At 72.8% G+C, this 18,742-nt stretch carries 18 protein-coding genes; 11 read left to right on the forward strand and 7 right to left on the reverse strand.

All coding sequences use genetic code 11. The annotated features are described in order from the left end of the window. Nucleotides 1–85 precede the first annotated feature (85 nt). From ACZ7FF_RS25370 to ACZ7FF_RS25385, 4 genes are all read left to right on the forward strand, one after another. Nucleotides 86–1,681, forward strand: coding sequence for a flavin-containing monooxygenase (locus ACZ7FF_RS25370; protein WP_470814561.1), 1,596 nt, complete (start codon nucleotides 86–88; stop codon nucleotides 1,679–1,681). Further along, nucleotides 1,678–2,676 (forward strand): alpha/beta fold hydrolase, encoded by a 999-nt coding sequence (locus ACZ7FF_RS25375; RefSeq protein ID WP_470814562.1) that lies wholly within the window; start codon nucleotides 1,678–1,680, stop codon nucleotides 2,674–2,676. Before ACZ7FF_RS25370 ends, ACZ7FF_RS25375 begins: the two co-directional genes overlap by 4 nt. Beyond that, a complete protein-coding gene (locus ACZ7FF_RS25380) occupies nucleotides 2,673–3,557 on the forward strand; it encodes an SDR family oxidoreductase (RefSeq protein ID WP_470814563.1) in 885 nt (294 codons plus the stop codon). The genes ACZ7FF_RS25375 and ACZ7FF_RS25380 overlap by 4 nt, the downstream gene beginning before the upstream one ends. Nucleotides 3,558–3,648: 91 nt before the next feature. After that, a complete protein-coding gene (locus tag ACZ7FF_RS25385; protein WP_470814564.1) occupies nucleotides 3,649–3,897 on the forward strand; it encodes a hypothetical protein in 249 nt (82 codons plus the stop codon). A 163-nt stretch (nucleotides 3,898–4,060) separates the two neighbouring features. On the opposite strand, the gene ACZ7FF_RS25390 is transcribed toward ACZ7FF_RS25385, so the two are convergent. Continuing rightward, nucleotides 4,061–7,393, reverse strand: a complete 3,333-nt coding sequence (locus ACZ7FF_RS25390) for a S41 family peptidase (protein WP_470814565.1) — start codon at nucleotides 7,391–7,393, stop codon at nucleotides 4,061–4,063. Nucleotides 7,394–7,549: 156 nt separating this feature from the next. On the opposite strand from ACZ7FF_RS25390, the gene ACZ7FF_RS25395 reads away from it, so the two are divergent. From ACZ7FF_RS25395 to ACZ7FF_RS25420, 6 genes are all read left to right on the forward strand, one after another. After that, entirely contained in the window at nucleotides 7,550–8,194 is a 645-nt protein-coding gene (locus ACZ7FF_RS25395) for a TetR/AcrR family transcriptional regulator (RefSeq protein ID WP_470814566.1), read from the forward strand. A 112-nt stretch (nucleotides 8,195–8,306) separates the two neighbouring features. Beyond that, on the forward strand, nucleotides 8,307–10,526 hold the full coding sequence (locus tag ACZ7FF_RS25400) for an MMPL family transporter (protein ID WP_470814567.1): 2,220 nt from the start codon (nucleotides 8,307–8,309) through the stop codon (nucleotides 10,524–10,526). A gap of 150 nt (nucleotides 10,527–10,676) precedes the next feature. Then, nucleotides 10,677–11,189, forward strand: a complete 513-nt coding sequence (locus ACZ7FF_RS25405) for a YbaK/EbsC family protein (protein WP_470814568.1) — start codon at nucleotides 10,677–10,679, stop codon at nucleotides 11,187–11,189. Beyond that, entirely contained in the window at nucleotides 11,186–12,034 is an 849-nt protein-coding gene (locus ACZ7FF_RS25410) for an EamA family transporter (protein ID WP_470814569.1), read from the forward strand. Before ACZ7FF_RS25405 ends, ACZ7FF_RS25410 begins: the two co-directional genes overlap by 4 nt. 29 nt (nucleotides 12,035–12,063) lie before the next feature. Beyond that, nucleotides 12,064–12,981 (forward strand): NAD(P)-dependent oxidoreductase, encoded by a 918-nt coding sequence (locus ACZ7FF_RS25415; protein WP_470814570.1) that lies wholly within the window; start codon nucleotides 12,064–12,066, stop codon nucleotides 12,979–12,981. A gap of 91 nt (nucleotides 12,982–13,072) precedes the next feature. Further along, on the forward strand, nucleotides 13,073–13,348 hold the full coding sequence (locus ACZ7FF_RS25420; protein ID WP_470814571.1) for a DUF1876 domain-containing protein: 276 nt from the start codon (nucleotides 13,073–13,075) through the stop codon (nucleotides 13,346–13,348). 28 nt (nucleotides 13,349–13,376) lie between these two features. On the opposite strand, the gene ACZ7FF_RS25425 is transcribed toward ACZ7FF_RS25420, so the two are convergent. From ACZ7FF_RS25425 to ACZ7FF_RS25450, 6 genes are all read right to left on the reverse strand, one after another. After that, nucleotides 13,377–14,564: a serine hydrolase domain-containing protein gene (locus ACZ7FF_RS25425; RefSeq protein ID WP_470814572.1), complete on the reverse strand. Its 1,188-nt coding sequence runs from the start codon at nucleotides 14,562–14,564 to the stop codon at nucleotides 13,377–13,379. A 73-nt stretch (nucleotides 14,565–14,637) separates the two neighbouring features. Beyond that, complete coding sequence (locus ACZ7FF_RS25430; RefSeq protein ID WP_470814573.1) at nucleotides 14,638–15,084, reverse strand: organic hydroperoxide resistance protein; 447 nt, start codon at nucleotides 15,082–15,084, stop codon at nucleotides 14,638–14,640. A gap of 106 nt (nucleotides 15,085–15,190) precedes the next feature. Beyond that, on the reverse strand, nucleotides 15,191–15,667 hold the full coding sequence (locus tag ACZ7FF_RS25435; RefSeq protein ID WP_470814574.1) for a MarR family winged helix-turn-helix transcriptional regulator: 477 nt from the start codon (nucleotides 15,665–15,667) through the stop codon (nucleotides 15,191–15,193). 10 nt (nucleotides 15,668–15,677) lie between these two features. After that, nucleotides 15,678–16,439: an energy-coupling factor ABC transporter ATP-binding protein gene (locus tag ACZ7FF_RS25440; protein ID WP_470814575.1), complete on the reverse strand. Its 762-nt coding sequence runs from the start codon at nucleotides 16,437–16,439 to the stop codon at nucleotides 15,678–15,680. Next, a complete protein-coding gene (gene cbiQ / locus ACZ7FF_RS25445) occupies nucleotides 16,427–17,188 on the reverse strand; it encodes a cobalt ECF transporter T component CbiQ (protein ID WP_470814576.1) in 762 nt (253 codons plus the stop codon). Before cbiQ ends, ACZ7FF_RS25440 begins: the two co-directional genes overlap by 13 nt. Nucleotide 17,189: 1 nt before the next feature. Continuing rightward, nucleotides 17,190–18,233, reverse strand: coding sequence for an energy-coupling factor ABC transporter permease (locus tag ACZ7FF_RS25450; RefSeq protein ID WP_470814577.1), 1,044 nt, complete (start codon nucleotides 18,231–18,233; stop codon nucleotides 17,190–17,192). Nucleotides 18,234–18,403: 170 nt separating this feature from the next. Here ACZ7FF_RS25450 and ACZ7FF_RS25455 point away from each other — a divergent pair, with 170 nt between their 5' ends. After that, nucleotides 18,404–18,742 (forward strand): SsgA family sporulation/cell division regulator, encoded by a 339-nt coding sequence (locus tag ACZ7FF_RS25455; protein ID WP_470814578.1) that lies wholly within the window; start codon nucleotides 18,404–18,406, stop codon nucleotides 18,740–18,742.

Consider the following 18,742-nt stretch of genomic DNA (forward strand, 5'->3'; position numbering starts at 1 on the left):
TACCGCTCGGTACGGAGCTGCTCTACAGTCCCATTGCGCCAGTGTTCACTGGCAGAGTTCCTAGGTGATGCGTGGAGGCTCCGGGATGGCCGAGCACGAGCATGTACGGGTGGCGGTGATCGGGTCCGGCTTCGGAGGGCTGGGGGCCGCCGTGCGGCTGCGCCGCGAGGGGATCACCGACTTCGTCGTCCTGGAGCGGGCGGACGGCGTCGGTGGCACCTGGCGGGACAACAGCTACCCGGGGTGCGCCTGTGACGTGCCCTCCCACCTGTACTCCTTCTCCTTCGCGCCCAACCCGGAGTGGCCGCGTACCTTCTCCGGCCAGGAACACATCCGCGCCTACCTGGAGCACGTCACCGACCTCTTCGGGCTGCGCCCCCACATCCGCTTCGGCTCCGAGGTGAAGCGGATGACGTGGGACGCGGAGAACCTGCGGTGGGAGATCGAGACCGCCCGCGGGCCGCTGACCGCCGACGTCGTCGTCTCCGCCACCGGACCGCTGTCCGACCCGAAGATCCCGGAGATCCCGGGCCTGGAGTCCTTCCCGGGCCGGGTGTTCCACTCCGCCCGCTGGGACCACGACTACGACCTGCGCGGCAAGCGGGTGGCCGTGGTCGGCACCGGCGCCTCCGCCATCCAGATCGTGCCCGCCATCCAGCCGGAGGTCGGTCGGCTGACCCTCTTCCAGCGCACCCCGCCGTGGGTCATGCCCCGCATGGACCGCGCCATCAGCGGTGCCGAGCGCCTGCTGCACCGGTCGGTGCCGTTCACCACGCAGCTGCGGCGCGGGCTGCTGTGGGGCATCCGGGAACTGCAGGTGCAGGCGTTCACCAAGCACCCCGACGAACTCGGCCTGGTCGAGCAGCTCGCCAGGCGCAACATGGCCCGCGCCGTGAAGGACCCGGCCCTGCGCGCCAAGCTGACCCCCGACTACCGCATCGGCTGCAAGCGGATCCTGCTGTCCAGTACGTACTACCCGGCGCTCGCCCGGCCCAACGTGGACGTCGTCGCCAGTGGGCTCGGCGAGATCCGCGGCTCCACGCTCGTCGCGGCCGACGGCACCGAGACCGAGGTGGACGCGATCGTCTTCGGTACAGGCTTCCACGTCACGGACATGCCCATCGCCGAGCGGGTGGTCGGCGCGGAGGGCGTCACGCTGGCCGAGACCTGGAAGGGCGGCATGCAGGCGCTGCGCGGCGCCGCGGCCGCCGGCTTCCCGAACTGGATGACGATCATCGGGCCCAACACCGGCCTGGGGAACTCCTCCATGATCCTCATGATCGAGTCCCAGCTGAACTACATGGCCGACTACCTGCGTCAGCTCGACGTGCTCGGCGGCCGTACCGCGCTCGACGCCCGGCCCGCCGCCGTCGAGGCCTGGAACCACCGGGTCCAGGAGCGCATGAAGCGGACCGTGTGGAACACCGGCGGCTGCACCAGCTGGTACCTGGACGCGAGCGGCCGCAACACCACCATCTGGCCCGGTACGACGACCGAGTTCCGGCGCGCGACCCGACGCGTGGACATGGCGGAGTACGAGGTCGTCCGCAGGCCCGCCCCGCCGAAGGAACCGGTGACGAAGGGCGCGGCGGCCGAGGGTGCGGTGGCGAAGGGCGCGGCGGCCGAGGGTGCGGTGGCGAAGGAGCCCGTCGCCGGGCCGCGGAGCGAGGCCGCCGCATGAGCCGCTCCGTCTCCGCGAACCCCGGTTCCGGCCGCTCCGTCCCCGTCGACTCCGGTCCCTGCGCCCCGCCCGTCCCCGCCCGCGAACCCACCGTCGTCTCCGCCGACGGCGCCCGGTTGTACGTCGAGGTGCACGGGCCCGAGAACGCGCCCCCCGTCGTCCTCTCCCACGGCTGGACCTGTTCCACCGCCTTCTGGGCGGCGCAGATCCGGGACCTGGCGGCCGACCACCGGGTGATCGCGTACGACCAGCGGGGGCACGGGCGCAGTCCCGCGAGCCCGGCGTGCACCACCGACGCGCTGGCGGACGACCTGGAGGCGGTGCTCGCCGGGACGCTCGCGCGCGGGGAGAAGGCCCTGATCGTCGGGCACTCCATGGGCGGCATGACGGTGATGGCCGCCGCCTCGCGTCCCCGGTTCCGTGAGCACGCCGCCGCCGTCCTGCTGTGCAGCACCGGCAGTTCACGGCTGGTCGCCGAGTCGCGTGTGGTGCCGTTGGGCGCCGGGCGCGTGCGCACCTGGATCACCGGGCGCATTCTCGGCTCGCGCGCCCCGCTCGGGCCGGTCACGCCGGTCGCGAAGGGCATCCTCAAGTACGCGACCATGGGCGCGGGTTCGGCTCCGCACATGGTGGAGGCGTGCGCACGGATCGTGCACGCCTGCCCGCGCGCCGTGCGCCACGCCTGGGCCGCCGTGCTCGCGGCGCTCGATCTCGACCACGGGGTGGGGGAGTTGGACACGCCCACCGCGGTGGTGCACGGCGCGTGCGACCGGCTCACGCCACCGGTGCACGCACGCGCGCTCGTCGCCGCGTTGCCGCACTGCGTCGGCCTCACCGAGCTGCCCGGCGTCGGCCACATGACACCGGTCGAGGCCCCCGGGCAGGTGACCGGCCGGATCCGGGAACTCGTCACCACGTACGTCACGAAGGCCGCCCCCGAGCGGGAGCACCGTTCCAACTCCGGGCAGATCAAGCAGATCAAGGAGGGCGCATGAGCAGGGTCAGCCTCGAAGGGCAGGTCGCGGTCGTCACCGGAGCGGCGCGCGGCGTCGGCGAGTTGCTGGCGCGCAAACTCTCCGCGCGCGGCGCGAAGGTGGCGCTGGTCGGGCTGGAGGAGGAGGCGCTCAAGGAGGTCTCCGGGCGGCTGCACAGCGACAGCGCGTACTGGTACGCCGACGTCACCGACCACGAGGCGATGAGCCGGGTGGCGCAGGAGGTGAAGGCGCGGTTCGGGAAGGTCGACATCGTGGTCGCCAACGCCGGTGTGGCCACCGGCGGTCCGTTCGTCGACTCCGATCCGCAGGCCTGGCGCCGGGTGATCGAGGTGAACCTGATCGGCTCGGCGGTGACCGCGCGCGCGTTCCTGCCGGTGCTGGTGGAGAGCCGCGGCTATCTGCTCCAGATCGCCTCGCTCGCCGCGATCACCCCGGCGCCGATGATGACGGCGTACTGCGCCTCCAAGTCGGGCGTGGAGGCGTACGCGCACAGCCTGCGCGCCGAGGTCGGCTACCAGGGTGTGCGCGTCGGTGTCGGGTATCTGTCCTGGACCGACACCGACATGGTGCGCGGCGCCGACCAGGACGAGGTGATGCGCGAGCTGCGGCAGCGGCTGCCGTGGCCGTCGAACAAGACGTACCCGCTGGGCCCGGCGGTGGACCGGCTCGTCGCCGGGATCGAGCGGCGCTCGTCGCATGTCTACGGGCAGTGGTGGCTGCGCGGCATGCAGGGGGTGCGCGGGTATCTGCCGGCGCTCATCGGGACGGTCGGACAGCGCGAGATGAAGCGGTTCGCGCCGCGGCTGCAGGGGATGAGTTCCGGGCTGGTCGGCGCAGGTGGGGCGGCCGACGAGGCGGCGCGCACTACGCACCGTAACTGATCGACATGCGCAGCGTGTTCGCCCGTGTGAATCTGGTCGAGGCCCCACCGAGGGGCCTACCCCTCACCTCACCCCACGGGAGTGAACCCACATGGGTATGAAGGACCAGTACCAGGACCAGGCCAACACGCTGCAGCAGAAGGGCAAGGGCAAGGCCGACCAGGCGCGTGAGCGCGCCGGCCAGCACGGCCAGCCCCAGCGTGGCCAGCAGCCGCAGCGTGGTCAGCAGCCGCAGCGCGGCCAGCAGCCCCAGTCCGAGCGTGGTCGCCAGAACACGCGCGACATCGAGGACACGGAGCACGAGATGCAGGACCGGTTCGACCAGGACTACGACGCGTAGCTGCTGCGCTCGGCCTTGGCCGGTCTCGGCGTGGGGCGCCCTCCGTTCGGGAGGGCGCCCTGCGCTTGTTCTCCGGGCCGTCCGGGGATCGTGCCGTCGGGTACGGGTCGTGGTGGGCCTGTCGCGCAGTTCCCCGAGCCCCGCGCCCCTCGACGGGCGACCTCTACGACGTCCGGCGGGGCGGGAGTTCGGGGCGGGAGCGGTCCGGGACGTCGCTGTAGTCCGGGGGGATCGCCGCGGGGTTGGTCTCCAGCAGGTCGAGGGCCAGCTGGACGGCGTCGTCCATCTGGGCGTGGCGGCCCTCGGCCCAGTCCAGCGGGGTGCGCATGATCTCCAGGTCGGGGGCGACGCCGTGGTTCTCCACGGACCAGCCGTAGGCGTCGAACCAGGCGGCGTTCATCGGGACGGTGATGACGGTGCCGTCGCCGAGGCGGTGGCGGCCGGTCATGCCGACGACTCCGCCCCAGGTGCGCTGGCCGACCACCGGGCCGAGCTTCAGCAGTTTGAAGGCGGCCGTGATCATGTCGCCGTCGGAGGAGGTCGCCTCGTCCGCCAGGGCCACCACCGGGCCCCGGGGGGCGTTGGAGGTGTACGAGACCGGTTGCGCGTCCCGGGTCAGGTCCCAGCCGAGGATCGTGCGGGTCAGCTTCTCGATGACGAGTTCGCTGATGTGGCCGCCCGCGTTGCCGCGCACGTCCACGATCAGCGCGGGCCGGGACACCTCCATGCGCAGGTCGCGGTTGAACTGGGCCCAGCCGGAGCCGCCCATGTCGGGGATGTGCAGGTAGCCGCACTTGCCGCCGCTCAACTCGCGTACGACCGCCCGGCGCTTGGCCACCCAGTCCTGGTAGCGCAGCGGGCGTTCGTCGACGAGCGGGACGACGGCCACCCGCCGGGGCCGCCCCGCCGCGCCCTCCGCGGGGGCGAAGGTCAGCTCCACGGTCGTACCGCCGGACCCTGCCAGCAGCGGGAACGGGCCGGTCACCGGGTCGACCGGGCGGCCGTCGACATGAGTGAGGACCGCGCCCTCGCGGATGCCGGTGCCGGCCAGCGGGGAGCGTGCCTTGGAGTCGGAGGAGTCGCCGGGCAGGATGCGCTTGACCGTCCAGCCGCCGTCGCGGTGGACGAGGTTGGCGCCGAGCAGGCCCTGCCAGCGCTGGTAGTGGGGCGGGCCCTCGTTGCGGCGGGCGGCGGTGACGTAGGCGTGGGAGGTGCCGAGTTCGCCGAGGACCTCGCGCAGGAGGTCCGCGAACTCGTCGGGGGAGGCGACCCGTTCGACGAGCGGGCGGTACTGGTCGAGCACCGCGTCCCAGTCGATGCCGCACATGCCGGGGTCCCAGTAGTAGGCGCGGATCAGACGGCCCGCCTCCTCGTACGACTGGCGCCATTCCGCGGGCGGGTCGACCACGTGCAGGATGCGGCGCAGGTCGATCCAGACGGTCGAGTCGCTGTCGCCGATCTCGGTGGAGGGGACGGCCCGCAGGTCGCCCTCGTCCACGACGACGAGCCGGGTGCCGTCCCCGCTCACCGCGAACCAGTCGAGGTGGTCGATGAGTTCGGCCTTCTTCGCCTTGGCGATGTTGAAGTGCTCCAGGGTCGGCCGCCCGCTGACGTCGGCCGGGTTGACGAAGGTCTCGCCGAGCGCGCCGGAGATCGGCCAGCGCAGCCAGACGAGGCCGCCGCCCGCGACCGGGGACAGTCCGGAGTACTTGGAGGCGACGACCGGGAACGGGGTGACCCGGTTCGCCAGGCCCTCCACCTCGACGGTCACCGTGCCGGTCTCGCCGGTCTCCTCCTCCTCCAGCGGGTCGAGCCCGCCGGCGGCCGGCCGGCCCTCGGGGTTGAGGGCGAAGGGGGAGGGGGTCGCCGAGGAGAGCGGCACCAGGTAGGGGCGGCAGCCGAGCGGGAAGGAGAGGTCGCCGGTGTGGACGTCGTACACCGGGTCGAAGCCGCGCCAGGACAGGAAGGCGAGGTAGCGGCCGTCGCGGGTGAAGACGGGGTTCTCGTCCTCGAAGCGGCCGTTGGTGACGTCGACTATGTGCCGGTCCTTGATGCGGGCGAGCTTGATCTGGCGCAGTGTGCGGCCGATGCCGGGGTGGGACCAGGTGAGCCAGGAGCCGTCGGGGGAGAACGCGAGGTCGCGGACGGGGCCGTTGACGGACCGGATCAACTCCGTGACCAGCTCCGCGGAATCTCCGCCGGCCTCCCCGTCGCCGGCTCCCGGCGCTTTCGCGTCCTCGCCGGTGTCCTCCTCGCCGAAGAGGTCCGTCGCCTCGGTGCCCGGCTCCGGTGTGACGTCGATCAGGAGGAGGCGTCCGTCGTGCGAGGCGACGGCCAGGCGTTCGCCGAGCGGGTCGGAGGCCATCTCCAGGACGCGGCCCAGCCGGCCGGAGGCCAGCCGGCGGGGCGGGCGGTCGCCGGTCGCGCGGGGGAGCCGGGCGATCTCCACGGCGTCGTCGCCCTCGGCGTCGGTCACGTACGCCACCTGCCCGGTGGAGCCCAGCATCTCCGGCAGCCGGACCCGGACCCCGGGGTCGTCGGTGATCGTGCGGGCCGGGCCGTCGCGGTGGGTGAGCCAGTGCAGGCTGCCGCGGACGACGACGGCGCTGGCCCGGCCGGTCTCGTCCACGGAGATGCCGTCGACGTTCTGCGCGGCCGGCACCTGGTACGGGCGCCGTCCGGTGGCCGGTCCGGCGAGGCGGATGTCCAGCTTGCGCGGCACGCCCCGCGGGGAGAAGTCGTCCACCAGCCACAGGTCGCCCGCGCACTGGTAGACCACCCGGGAGCCGTCGCTGGAGGCGTGCCGGGCGTAGAAGGCGTCGTGGTCGGTGTGGCGGCGCAGGTCGGTGCCGTCGTGGGCGCAGGAGTAGAGGTTGCCGACGCCCTCGTGGTCGGAGAGGAAGGCGATCCGGCCGGCGACGAACATGGGGGAGGCCAGGTGGCCGCCGATGCCGGGCAGGAGCTGCCGCCCGTGCAGCCAGAGCCGGCCCATGGCGCCGCCGCGGTAGCGCTTCCAGGACGCCGGTTCGTGCGGCGGGGTGCCGGTCAGCAGCAGCGTCCGGTGCTCGCCGTCGACGTCGGCGACCTGGATGTCGGAGACCGGGCCCCAGGGCAGCCGGCCGCCCGGATCGCCGTCGGTGGGCACCTTGTAGGCCCAGGTGAAGTAGGAGAAGGGCTGGCTGTGGGAGGCCACGGCAAGGATCTCCCCGTCCGGGGTCCAGCCGCAGACCTGGGTGTCGCTGCTGCCCCAGTACGTCAGCTGCCGCGAGGGCCCGCCGTCGACGCCGACGAGGTGGATCTCGGGGGCGAGGCTGCGCCAGGTCGCGTACGCGATCCGGCTGCCGTCCGGGGAGAAGCGCGGGTGTCCGGCCTTGGTGCGGTCCGCCGTGAGCCGCCAGGCGCGGCCCGGGGCGTCGAGGGGGGCCAGCCAGAGGTCGTCCTCGGCCACGAAGCACAGCAGTTCGCCGTTGAGGTGGGGAAGGCGCAGATAGCTCACCTCCCCATGCTTTTCCGCTCACTGGGGGCAGGCAACTTATGCGCCCTTCACGTTCGTGACCCAGCACACGTACGAAACGGTTTCGTTTCGCACCTGCCCGGGGTATCTTCATGGACGTAGGAAGAAGGAGAGTTCGGCAGCGGGAAGGTGAGTGGCATGACCGAGGCCGCATCCAGGGGCGCGGCGCAGGCCGCTCCAGTGGAGCCGGTGCTCGCACCGGTGCGCCGCAGTCGTATCACGCCCGAGCGCGAGGCCGAGTTGTACGAGGCCGTGCTCGACCTGCTCCGCGAAGTCGGTTACGACGCCCTCACCATGGACGCCGTCGCCGCCCGTACCCGGTCCAGCAAGGCCACGCTCTACCGCCAGTGGGGCGGCAAGGCGAAGCTGGTCGTCAAGGCACTGCGGCACGGCAAGCCCGGCCACCTCGAGGAGGTCGACACCGGTTCCCTCCGCGGCGACCTGCACGCCCTCGTGGCGCTGGAGGACGACTGCACCATGGAACAGAACTCCGCGTTGATGCGGGGCGTCGCCATGGCCATGCACCACAACGACGACCTGCGCCAGGCCTTCAGGGAGCAGATCGTCGACCCCGAGATGGGCGGCTTCCGTCAGGTGCTGCAGCGGGCGGTCGACCGGGGCGAGGTCCGCGCGGACTGCCCGGCGCTCGACTTCATGGTGCACATGATGGTCGGCGGCTTCGCCACCCGGGCCCTGCTGGAAGACCAGCCACCCACCCAGGCCTTCCTCACCTCGTACATCGACGCCGTGGTCCTCCCCGCCCTCGGCGTCCCCACCATCTGATCGTTTCCGGGTCCCTCCCCGGCAAGCCCACCAACTGACGTCACCGCTCACGTCGTCGGGCTGATCCCCCCTGCCCTGATGAACCCCACGACCTGACCGGGAGTACGCCTCCGTGGCCACGTTCCTCTACAAACTCGGCCGGCTCGCCTTCCGGCGCCGGCACTTCGTCGCCCTCCTATGGGTCGCGCTGCTCACCCTCGCCGGGGTGGGCGCCGCCTCCGCGCCGGCCGCCGGCAACACGTCCTTCTCCATCCCCGGCACCGAGGCGCAGAAGGCCTTCGACCTGCTGGAACAGCGCTTCCCCGGCATGAGCGCCGACGGCGCCACCGCCCGGGTCGTCTTCAAGGCGCCGGCCGGCGAGAAGATGACCGACAAGCTCAACAAGAGCGCCGTCGAGAAGACGGTGAAGGAGCTGCGGACCGGCTCCGAGGTCACCTCCGTCGCCGACCCCTACACCGGGCACGCGATCAGCCGGAACGGCACGATCGCCTACGCCTCGGTGAAGTACCGGGTCTCCGGCATGGAGCTGAAGGACTCCTCGCGGGACGCCCTGAAGAAGGCCGCCCAGGAGGCGCGGGAGACCGGGCTGACCGTCGAGGTCGGCGGCGACGCGCTGAACGCGACGCCCGAGACCGGGTCCAGCGAGGTCATCGGCATCGCGATCGCCGCCGTCGTCCTGGTCATCACCTTCGGCTCCCTCGTCGCCGCCGGCCTGCCGCTGCTGACCGCGATCATCGGCGTGGGCATCGGCGTCTCGACGATCACGGCGCTCGCGAACGCCCTCGACCTGGGCTCCACCACCTCCACCCTGGCGTCGATGATCGGCCTCGCCGTCGGCATCGACTACGCCCTGTTCATCGTCTCCCGCTACCGCGCCGAACTGGCCGAGGGCCGTGAGCGGGAGGAGGCGGCGGGCCGCGCCGTCGGCACGGCGGGCTCGGCGGTGGTCTTCGCCGGCCTGACCGTCCTGATCGCCCTGGTCGGCCTGTCCGTCGTCAACATCCCGATGCTGACGAAGATGGGCGTCGCCGCGGCGGGCACGGTCGCCATCGCCGTGCTGATCGCGCTGACCATGATCCCGGCGCTGCTCGGCTACGCGGGCCGCAGGATCAAGCCGGCCGGCCAGAAGAGCCGGCTGCTCGGCGGCGGCCGCACCCCGAGGAAGCCGGGCCGGCCCAACATGGGCACCCGCTGGGCGAGTTTCGTCGTACGCCGCCCGGTGGCGGTCCTGCTGCTCGGCGTCATCGGGCTCGGCGCGGCGGCGGTCCCGGCCGCCTCCCTGGAGCTGGGCCTGCCCGACGACGGCTCCCAGCCCGTCTCCACCACGCAGCGGCGCGCCTACGACCTCCTCTCCGAGGGCTTCGGGCCCGGCTTCAACGGCCCGCTGACGGTCGTGGTCGACGCCAAGGACAGCGCCCACCCGAAGAAGGCCTTCACCAAGGTCGGCGACGAGATCAAGGGCCTGAAGGACGTCGTCACGGTGACCCCGCCCGTGCCCAACAAGGCCGGCGACACCGCGATCATCACCGTGGTCCCCAAGTCCAAGCCGTCCTCGGCGACCACCGAGGACCTGGTCCACGCCATCCGCGACAAGGGCACCGACATCACCCGCAAGACCGGCTCCGAGGTCCTGGTCACCGGTTCCACGGCGATGAACATCGACGTCTCGCAGAGGCTGAACGACGCCCTGCTGCCCTACCTGGCGCTGGTGGTGGGCCTGGCCTTCCTGCTCCTGATCGTGGTCTTCCGCTCGGTCCTCGTCCCGCTGAAGGCGGCTCTCGGCTTCCTGCTCAGCGTGCTGGCGGCCCTCGGCGCGGTCGTGGCGGTCTTCCAGTGGGGCTGGCTGTCCGGCCTGATGAACGTCGAGCAGACCGGCCCGGTCATGTCGATGATGCCGATCTTCATGGTGGGCGTCGTCTTCGGTCTCGCCATGGACTACGAGGTGTTCCTCGTGACCCGGATGCGGGAGGCGTACGTCCACGGGGAGAAGCCCGGCCAGGCGGTGGTGACGGGGTTCCGGCACGGGGCGCGGGTCGTCACGGCTGCGGCCGTCATCATGATCGCCGTCTTCTCCGGCTTCATCGGCTCCAGCGAGTCCATGGTCAAGATGATCGGCTTCGGTCTCGCCGTCGCCGTCTTCTTCGACGCGTTCATCGTCCGCATGGCCATCGTCCCGGCCGTGCTCGCCCTGCTCGGCAAGCGCGCCTGGTGGCTGCCGAAGTGGCTCGACCGCGCGCTGCCCAACGTCGACGTGGAGGGTGAGGGCCTGCGCACCGCCGAGGACCGCGAGGACGCCGACCCCGACGGCGACAGGGAGCTGGTACGCGTCTGACGTACCGGTCCTGACGGCCGAGCCGCCGGTGAGGGTGCCCGTGGGGACGGGGCTGCACCCTCACCGGCCCCTTTCCCCCGGTGGCCCTCGCCGGCCACCCGCGCCAAAACACCGTGAGCCCGGCTCGGGCGATGCCGTAGCGTGCCCCGCATGACGACAGCCGCCACTGACGCCGAAGGATCCGGAGCCCACCCCCGCTTCGCCGAGGCGCTGCGGGCGCTCGGTCTCGACGACGTGGTCGCCCGGACCCGGCGGTTCCCGGAGGGCACCCGCACGGCCGCCGAGGCCGCCGCCGCGGTCGGGTGCGAACTGAGCCAGATCTGCAAGTCCCTGGTCTTCGCCGCCGACGGGGTACCGGTGCTGGTGCTGATGGACGGGGCCTTTCGCGTGGACATGGAGCGGGTGCGGGAGGAACTGGGCGCGGGGAAGGTCACCCGGGCCGACGCAGGCGTGGTGCGGGAGACCACGGGGTACGCCATCGGCGGCGTACCGCCCTTCGGGCACCGCACCCGCACGCGGGTCCTCGCCGACCGCTCGCTGCTCGCGCACGACGTGGTGTGGGCGGCGGCCGGGACACCGCACGCCGTCTTCCCGATCGAGCCGAAGGAGCTCGTCGGCCACGCGGGCGCCACCCTCGTGGACGTGCGCGAGCAGACCGCGTGACCCCCCTGGTCACCACCGCCGTCCTGCTCGCGGCCGTCACCCACGCCAGCTGGAACGCCATCGCGCACCGCATCACCGACAAGCTGGTCGGCTTCACGCTGATCCTCGCGGGCGGCGTGCTCATCGGGCTGCTGCTGGCACCCTTCGCGGCGCTCCCGGCAGGCCGCGCGTGGCCGTACCTGATCACCTCGGCCTTCATCCACCTCGTGTACGTCGTGCTGCTGATGACGTCGTTCCGGCTGGGGGACTTCGGCCAGGCCTATCCGATCGCCCGGGGCAGCGCGCCGCTCGTGGTCACCGTGTTCGCCGCCGTCTTCGCGCACGAGGTGCCCGACGGCTGGGCCGCCGCGGGCATCGCCCTGTCGTGCGCCGGGCTCACCGGCGTGGCCCTGTGGGGGCTGCGCGGGAGGCGGCCGCACTGGGCGGCGATCGGGGCCGCGCTCGCGACCGGGCTGTCCATCGCCTCGTACACGGTGGTCGACGGACTCGGCGTGCGCGCCTCCGGCTCGGCGCTCGGCTACACCGCCTGGCTGATGGTGGTGCAGGGCGTGGCGATCCCCGCGTACGCCGTCTGCTGCCGCTGGCGGCGCGAGACGGTGGCCGTGCTGCGCCCCGTCGCGCTCCTCGGCCTGTTCGGCTCCGTCCTGTCCGTCGCCGCGTACGGTCTGGTGCTCTGGGCCCAGACGCGCGCCGAACTCGCCCCCGTCGCCGCCCTGCGCGAGTCGTCCATCCTCGTCGGCGCGGCCATCGGGGCCGTGTTCTTCAAGGAGCGTTTCGGGGCACCCCGGATCGCGGCGGCCGGGCTGCTGGTCGTCGGCATCGGGCTGATGCTGCACGCCGGATAGCGCGCGACCACCGGCCGCCGTGCGAGAAGGTGAACGAGAGACCGCCACGACAGGAGCCGTCAATGACCGACAAGCCGACCGTCAGCGTCCTGGGCACCGGCATCATGGGCGCCGCCATGGCGCGCAACCTGTGCCGCGCCGGATTCGAGGTGCGCGCCTGGAACCGCACCCGGGAGAAGGCCGAGCCCCTCGCGGCCGACGGCGCCCGGGTCACCAAAACCCCCGCCGAGGCCGTCGAGGGCGCCGACGTCGTCCTGACCATGCTGTACGACGGCAACACCGCGCTGGACGTCATGCGCGAGGCCGCCCCGGCGCTGCGCCCCGGCACGGTGTGGGTGCAGTCCACCACCGCCGGGACCGAACTCCTCGGCGAGCTGGCCGACTTCGCCCGTGAGCACGGGCTCGTCCTCTACGACGCCCCCGTGCTCGGCACCCGCCAGCCCGCCGAGGCCGGTCAGCTGACCGTGCTGGCCGCCGGGCCGGTGGAGGGCCGGGAGACGGTCACCCCGGTCTTCGACGCGGTGGGCGCCAAGACCCTGTGGACCGGGGAGGACGGGGGCGCGGGCAGCGCCAGCCGGCTGAAGCTGGTCGCCAACAGCTGGGTGCTCGCGGCCACCGCGGCGACCGGCGAGGTGCTGGCCCTCGCCAAGGGCCTCGGCGTCGACCCGCAGGGCTTCTTCGAGCTCATCGAGGGCGGCCCGCTCGACATGGGGTACCTGCACGCCAAGGCCGCTCTCGTGCTCGACGGCAAGCTGTCGCCGGCGTCGTTCGCGGTGGCCACCGCCGAGAAGGACGCCCGGCTGATCGTCGAGGCCGGGGCGCGGGCCGGCGTCCGGCTGGACGTGGCCGAGGCCACCGCCGAACGGTTCGCGCGCGCCGCCGCCCAGGGGCACGCCGACGAGGACATGGCCGCCGCCTACTTCGCCAGCTTCGACGACAAGGCCTGAGCCGCGGCGCCGAGATGACGTTCCCGGCGGGCGGTAGCACCCTGGAAACAGCGGGATTCCGCGGGGTTCAGCGCTCTCGGAGGTGGTCGACATGATGCACACCACTGTCGGATGGCACATCGAGCTGGAGTTCGAGGAGGACGATCTGCACACGCGCGCGGCGGCCCTGGTCCGTCTGCCCGACGGCACCGAGGTACGGGCGCACGGGCATGCCACCCGCCATCGCGTCGACGCCAACCAGCCGAGGGTCGGCGAGGAGATCGCCGGCGCCCGCGCGCTCAACGAACTGGCCATGCAGCTGCTGACCAAGGCCCACGAGGAGATCGACGCGGATTCCGGACGGATCTCGCACCCGATCAACGTGTGACCGGGCGGACGGGCGCGGGCCGGGACCGCTACGCGGCTGCCGCGCCTGCTGCGAGCGCCGTGCGCAGCGCGCGCACCAGCGCCTGTGCCCTTGGATCCGCCGTCACGCTCTTGCGGAAGCCGTTGGTGACATAGCCGAAGGCGACGCCCGAGGCGGGGTCGGCGAACGCGAGGGCGCCGCCGCGGCCGGGGTGGCCGAAGGAGCCGGGGGAGAGCAGCGGGGACGCGCTGCCGTGGAGCATGTAGCCGAGGCCGAACCGGGTGCCCACCACGAGGACCCGGTCGGGCCCGGCGGACTGCTCGGCGCGGGCCAGTTCCGCCGTCGCGGGGGTGAACAGGCGGGTGCCGCCGTCCACCTCGCCGATGAGCGAGGCGTAGAAGCGCGCCAGGCCGTCGGCGGTGGCGATGCCGTTGGAGGCGGGCAGGGCGGCGGCGCGGTAGGCGGGGGCGTTCTCGTCCGGCAGCGGGGTGATCGCGGCGAACGCGCGCCGGGTCAGCGAGTCCGGATCGGCGTAGGCGTCGGCCACCGCCCGCTTGGGGCGGGTCCTGAGCGCGCCCGCGGCCTCGGGTCCCTCGACCGGGCCGACGCGGCCCACGCGCGCCTGCTCCGGCTCCGGCAGGCCGAGCCAGAGGTCCGCGCCGACGGGTCCGGCGATCTCGTCCGCGATCCACTCGCCGGCCGGGCGGCCGGTGACGCGCCGGATCAGCTCACCGGTGAGCCAGCTGTAGGTCTGTGCGTGGTAGCCGTGGTCGGTGCCCGGCTCCCACGCGGGTGCCTGTGCGGCGACCGCGGCCCCGCCGAGGTCCGGGTCGGCGGCCTCCTCGGGGGTGAGCGGACGGTCCAGCACCGGCACGCCCGCACGGTGCGCGAGCAGGTGGCGCACGAGGGTGTGCTCCTTGCCCGCCGCCTTGTACTCGGGCCAGTACGCGCCGACGGGGGCGTCCAGGTCCAGTTCGCCGCGCTGGTGCAGCAGCAGGAGCGCGGCGGCGGCGACGCCCTTGGTCGCGGACCGCACGATCTGCGCGGTGCCGGACTCCCAGGGGGCGGTGCCGTCGGTGCCGTCGGCGTTCTTGGCGCCGGCCCACAGGTCGACCACCCTGTGTCCGTCGCGGTACACGGCGACCGCCGCGCCGCGCTCCCCGAGCAGCGCGAAGTTCCCCGCGAACGCCTCCCTGACCGGCTCGAAGCCCTCGGCCACAGTGCCGTGCACGTCCACGTCCGCATTCCCTTCCGCTCGCCTGCGACTGTGGGCGCAACGTCGCTCGCGCGCCTGCGATTCCTCGGTGGGATCAGCCGAGCAGAATCGTTACATCGATGTTGCCCCGGGTGGCGTTCGAGTACGGGCACACCTCGTGCGCCTCGTCCACGAGCCGGGCCGCCGTCTCCGGGTCCAGCACCGGCAGGGAGACGCTGAGGGCGACCGCGAGGCCGTAGCCGCGGTGCCTGTTCGGGCCGATGCCGACCTTCGCCGCCACCGTGGAGCCGGTCAGGTCGTAGCCCGCGCGGTTGCCGACGAGGATCAGGGCGTTGTGGAAGCAGGAGCTGTAGCCGGCCGCGAAGAGCTGTTCCGGGTTGGTGCCGTTGCCGTCGCCGCCCAGTTCCGGGGGCATCGCCACCTTGAGCGCGAGCTGGCCGTCCTGGCTGGTGACATGGCCGTCGCGGCCGCCGTGGGCGGTGGCCTCGGCGACGTACATGATCTTCGTCGGGCGGGTGTCGACGGCGGTGTCCTCGGTCATGACCGGCCTCTCACAAAACAAGTGGCGCACAAGTACATCGCGCACAAGGTACTGGCCGGTATGCCGGCGGCTCCCGGCAGGGGTGGCAACCGCGGGTAACAGGGGATCAGCGCCGGTCGGCGGCCGCGTCGGCGCGCCCGGTGAGCTTCCACAGCTCCTCGCGCAGCCGCGCCGTCTCCCCGGCGTCCAGCCCCGTGGAGGCGAGCAGCGCGCCGGGCACCCGCGCCGCGCGCTCCCTGAGTTCCTCCCCGCGCCCGGTGCACGCGACGAGCACCGAGCGCTCGTCGCCCACCGCGCGCTCCCTGCGGACCAGGCCCGCCCCCTCCAGCCGCTTCAGCAGCGGCGAGACGGTGCCGTAGTCCAGCCGCAGGGCGCCCGCCAGCTCCTTCACCGTGGTCTCGCCGCGCTCCCAGAGCACCAGCAGCACCAGGTACTGCGGGTAGGTGAGCCCGAGGTCGTCCAGCAGAGGGCGGTAGACGGCGGTCACCGCGCGCTGCGCCGCGTACAGCGCGAAACACAGCTGGTCGTCCAGCAGCGGCGTCCCGCCGGCCCCTTCGCCGTCCCGGTCCTCTTGACGCGTCACACGCCCATTGTCACGGACGGGCCCGCGCCACCGAGCGCGGGTCGAAGCCGAAAGGCAGCTCCAGCCGGTGCGCCCGCATCAGCTCCTCGTCGCCGAGCAGCTCGCCGGTCGGGCCGTCGGCCGCGATCACGCCGTCGCTGAGGACGAGGGAGCGCGGGCACAGCTCCAGGGCGTACGGCAGGTCGTGCGTGACCATCAGGACCGTCACGTCCAAGGAGCGCAGGACGTCGGCGAGTTCGCGCCGGGCGGCCGGGTCGAGGTTGGATGACGGCTCGTCCAGGACCAGGATCTCCGGCTCCATCGCGAGCACGGTGGCCACCGCCACGCGCCGGCGCTGCCCGAAGGACAGATGGTGCGGCGGGCGGTCCGCGAACTCCGCCATGCCGACGCGCGCCAGCGCGGTGTGCACGCGCTCCTCCAGGGCCGTTCCCCTGATCCCGGCCGCCGCGGGACCGAACGCCACGTCCTCCCGCACCGTCGGCATGAACAACTGGTCGTCCGGGTCCTGGAAGACGATGCCGACCTTCTGCCGGATCGCGGCCATGTGCCGCCCGCCGACGGGCAGTCCGGCCACGGTGACCGTGCCGGTGCCGGCGCTCAGGATGCCGTTCAGATGCAGCACCAGGGTGGTCTTGCCGGCGCCGTTCGGGCCGAGCAGCGCGACGCGTTCCCCGCGCGCGAGGGTGAAGTCGACGCCGAACAGGGCCTGGTGGCCGTCCGGGTAGGCGAAGGCCAGTCCGGCCACTTCCAGCGAAGGTGTCACAGGATCCATCCCAGCAGGCAGACGACGAGGGCGGAGGAGGGCAGGGCGAGGGCGCGCGACCACTGGGCCGGGGACGCGGTCACCTCGTCGACGACCGGCATGGAGCCGGCGTAGCCCCGGCTCACCATGGCCAGGTGGACGCGCTCCCCGCGCTCGTAGGAGCGGATGAACAGCGCGCCGGCGGACTTGGCGAGCACGCCCCAGTGCCGCACGCCCCTCGCCTCGAAGCCGCGCGACGCACGGGCGATCCGCATCCGGCGCATCTCGTCGGTGATGACGTCGCCGTAGCGGATCATGAAGGAGGCGATCTGCACGAGCAGCGGCGGCAGCCTCAGCCGCTGCAGTCCGAGCAGCAGTTCACGCAGTTCGGTGGTGGCCGCGAGCAGCACGGAGGCGGCGACGCCGAGCGTGCCCTTGGCGAGCACGTTCCAGGCGCCCCACAGCCCGCTCACGCTCAGCGGGAGCCCGAGGACGTGCACCCGCTCGCCCTCCGCGACGAACGGCATGAGCACCGCGAACGCCACGAACGGCACCTCGATCAGCAGCCGTCCGAGCAGGAAACCGGCGGGCACGCGCGCGTGGCGGGCGACGGCCGCGAGCAGCACGGCGTACAGCGCGAACGCCCACATCGCCTCGCGCGGGGTCGACACCACGACCACGACGAACAGGAAGACGGCGGCGAGCTTGGTGTGCGGCGGCAGCCCGTGCACCGGCGAGTGCCCTTGCCGGTAGAGCCGGTGGGCGTGTCCGGCGCCCACGTCAGACGCCCGTGCCCACGGGGGAGGCGTCCTCGGCGCGGCGCCTGCGCACCGCCCAGAACACCGCGCTGCCCGCCACGACGGTCACCCCGACGCCGATCACGCCGGCGAGACCGCCGGACAGCCGGGCGTCGGAGACGTCCCGGACGCCGTAGTCGGCGAGCGGCGAGCCGGCGGACGCGTGCGGCCGGGCCTTCCTGTCGATGCCCTGGTCGTGCGCGACCTTCTCCAGGCCGTCCGGATCGGCGGAGGCGTAGAAGCTGACGAAGCCGGCGAGGACGAGGGAGGCGACCAGACCCGTCGCCCACAGCGCGCGCCGCGAGGTGCGCGCCGCTGCGGGCGCCGCCGGGGCCGGCGCGTCCACCAGGGCGCCGTTCACCCGCAGCTTCAGTCGCCGGCGCAGACCGGTCGCGCCGTGCACCAGGTCCGGGCGTACGGCGATGACGGCGCCGACCGTGAGCGCGGTGATGACCGCCTCGCCGACGCCGATCAGCACGTGCACGCCGATCATCGCGGTGGCCACCTTGCCGACGGCGATGTCGGTGGTGCCGCCGGCCGCGTAGATCAGCGTGAAGGCGACGGAGGCGGCGGGCACGGAGAGCAGGGCGGCGACGAAGGAGGCGGCGGTCACCGAGCGCCGGGAGCGGGGCAGGACCCTGAGCAGGCCCCGGAAGGCGGCATAGGCGAGGACGGTCGTCACGAGGGCCATGTCGGTGATGTTCACGCCGAGCGCGGTCAGCCCGCCGTCGGCGAACAGCACACCCTGCATGAGCAGCACCACCGACACGCACAGCACGCCGGTGTACGGGCCGACGAGGATCGCGGCGAGCGCGCCGCCCAGCAGATGGCCGCTTGTTCCGGCCCCGACGGGGAAGTTGAGCATCTGTACGGCAAAGATGAACGCCGCCACCAGACCGGCCAGCGGGGCCGTTCTCTCGTCGAGTTCGCGGCGGGCGCCGCGCAGGCTCACGGCGAGGGCGCCGGCGGCGACCGCTCCGGTGACCGCGGAGGTGGGGGCGTCGATGAATCCGTCAGGTACATGCACCGTTCGATTTTAGGGGCTTGTTGCGAACTCTTTGCAAGTGCCAGGAGGTCGTGGGCCCGCGGGGTGGGATGACGCGGCCTCCGGAAGCGCAAACAGGAAAATGTGCGACATTGGAGAAGAAGCGGATGTACATCTTTCGCTTGGGTGACTCAGGGTGAGAGGGCGGTCCGATGTCTGTAGTCGAACAGTACGCGCGCGCCCACATCGTCACGGACGAGGAGGACCCGGGAGCCGTACCGGTGCTGCTGCGGTACGACCCCGACAGTGATCCACGTTCGGTCCGGGTCGATCTGCCGGGCACCCACGAGTGGACCTTCTCGCGCGCTCTGCTCGAACAAGGGCTGCGGGCCCCGGCCGAGAGCGGCGCCGTACGGGTGTGGCCGTGCGGGCGCGTGCAGGCCGTCGTCGAGTTCCACTCCGACAACGGTGTCGAGGTCGTGCAGTTCGAGTCCAAGGCGCTGGTGAGATTCCTGCGCCGGACCTACACCGTGGAACCCGTCAGGAACTGA

The organism is Streptomyces sp. NPDC037126, from assembly GCF_055605965.1.

Coding starts and splice junctions, on each gene's coding strand:
- ACZ7FF_RS25375 (WP_470814562.1), top strand. CDS start 1,678: ATGAGCCGCTCCGTCTCCGCGAACCCCGGTTCCGGCCGCTCCGTCCCC.
- ACZ7FF_RS25380 (WP_470814563.1), top strand. CDS start 2,673: ATGAGCAGGGTCAGCCTCGAAGGGCAGGTCGCGGTCGTCACCGGAGCG.
- ACZ7FF_RS25440 (WP_470814575.1), bottom strand. CDS start 16,439: ATGGATCCTGTGACACCTTCGCTGGAAGTGGCCGGACTGGCCTTCGCC.
- ACZ7FF_RS25405 (WP_470814568.1), top strand. CDS start 10,677: ATGACGACAGCCGCCACTGACGCCGAAGGATCCGGAGCCCACCCCCGC.
- ACZ7FF_RS25430 (WP_470814573.1), bottom strand. CDS start 15,084: ATGACCGAGGACACCGCCGTCGACACCCGCCCGACGAAGATCATGTAC.
- ACZ7FF_RS25420 (WP_470814571.1), top strand. CDS start 13,073: ATGATGCACACCACTGTCGGATGGCACATCGAGCTGGAGTTCGAGGAG.
- ACZ7FF_RS25455 (WP_470814578.1), top strand. CDS start 18,404: ATGTCTGTAGTCGAACAGTACGCGCGCGCCCACATCGTCACGGACGAG.
- ACZ7FF_RS25370 (WP_470814561.1), top strand. CDS start 86: ATGGCCGAGCACGAGCATGTACGGGTGGCGGTGATCGGGTCCGGCTTC.
- ACZ7FF_RS25385 (WP_470814564.1), top strand. CDS start 3,649: ATGGGTATGAAGGACCAGTACCAGGACCAGGCCAACACGCTGCAGCAG.
- ACZ7FF_RS25395 (WP_470814566.1), top strand. CDS start 7,550: ATGACCGAGGCCGCATCCAGGGGCGCGGCGCAGGCCGCTCCAGTGGAG.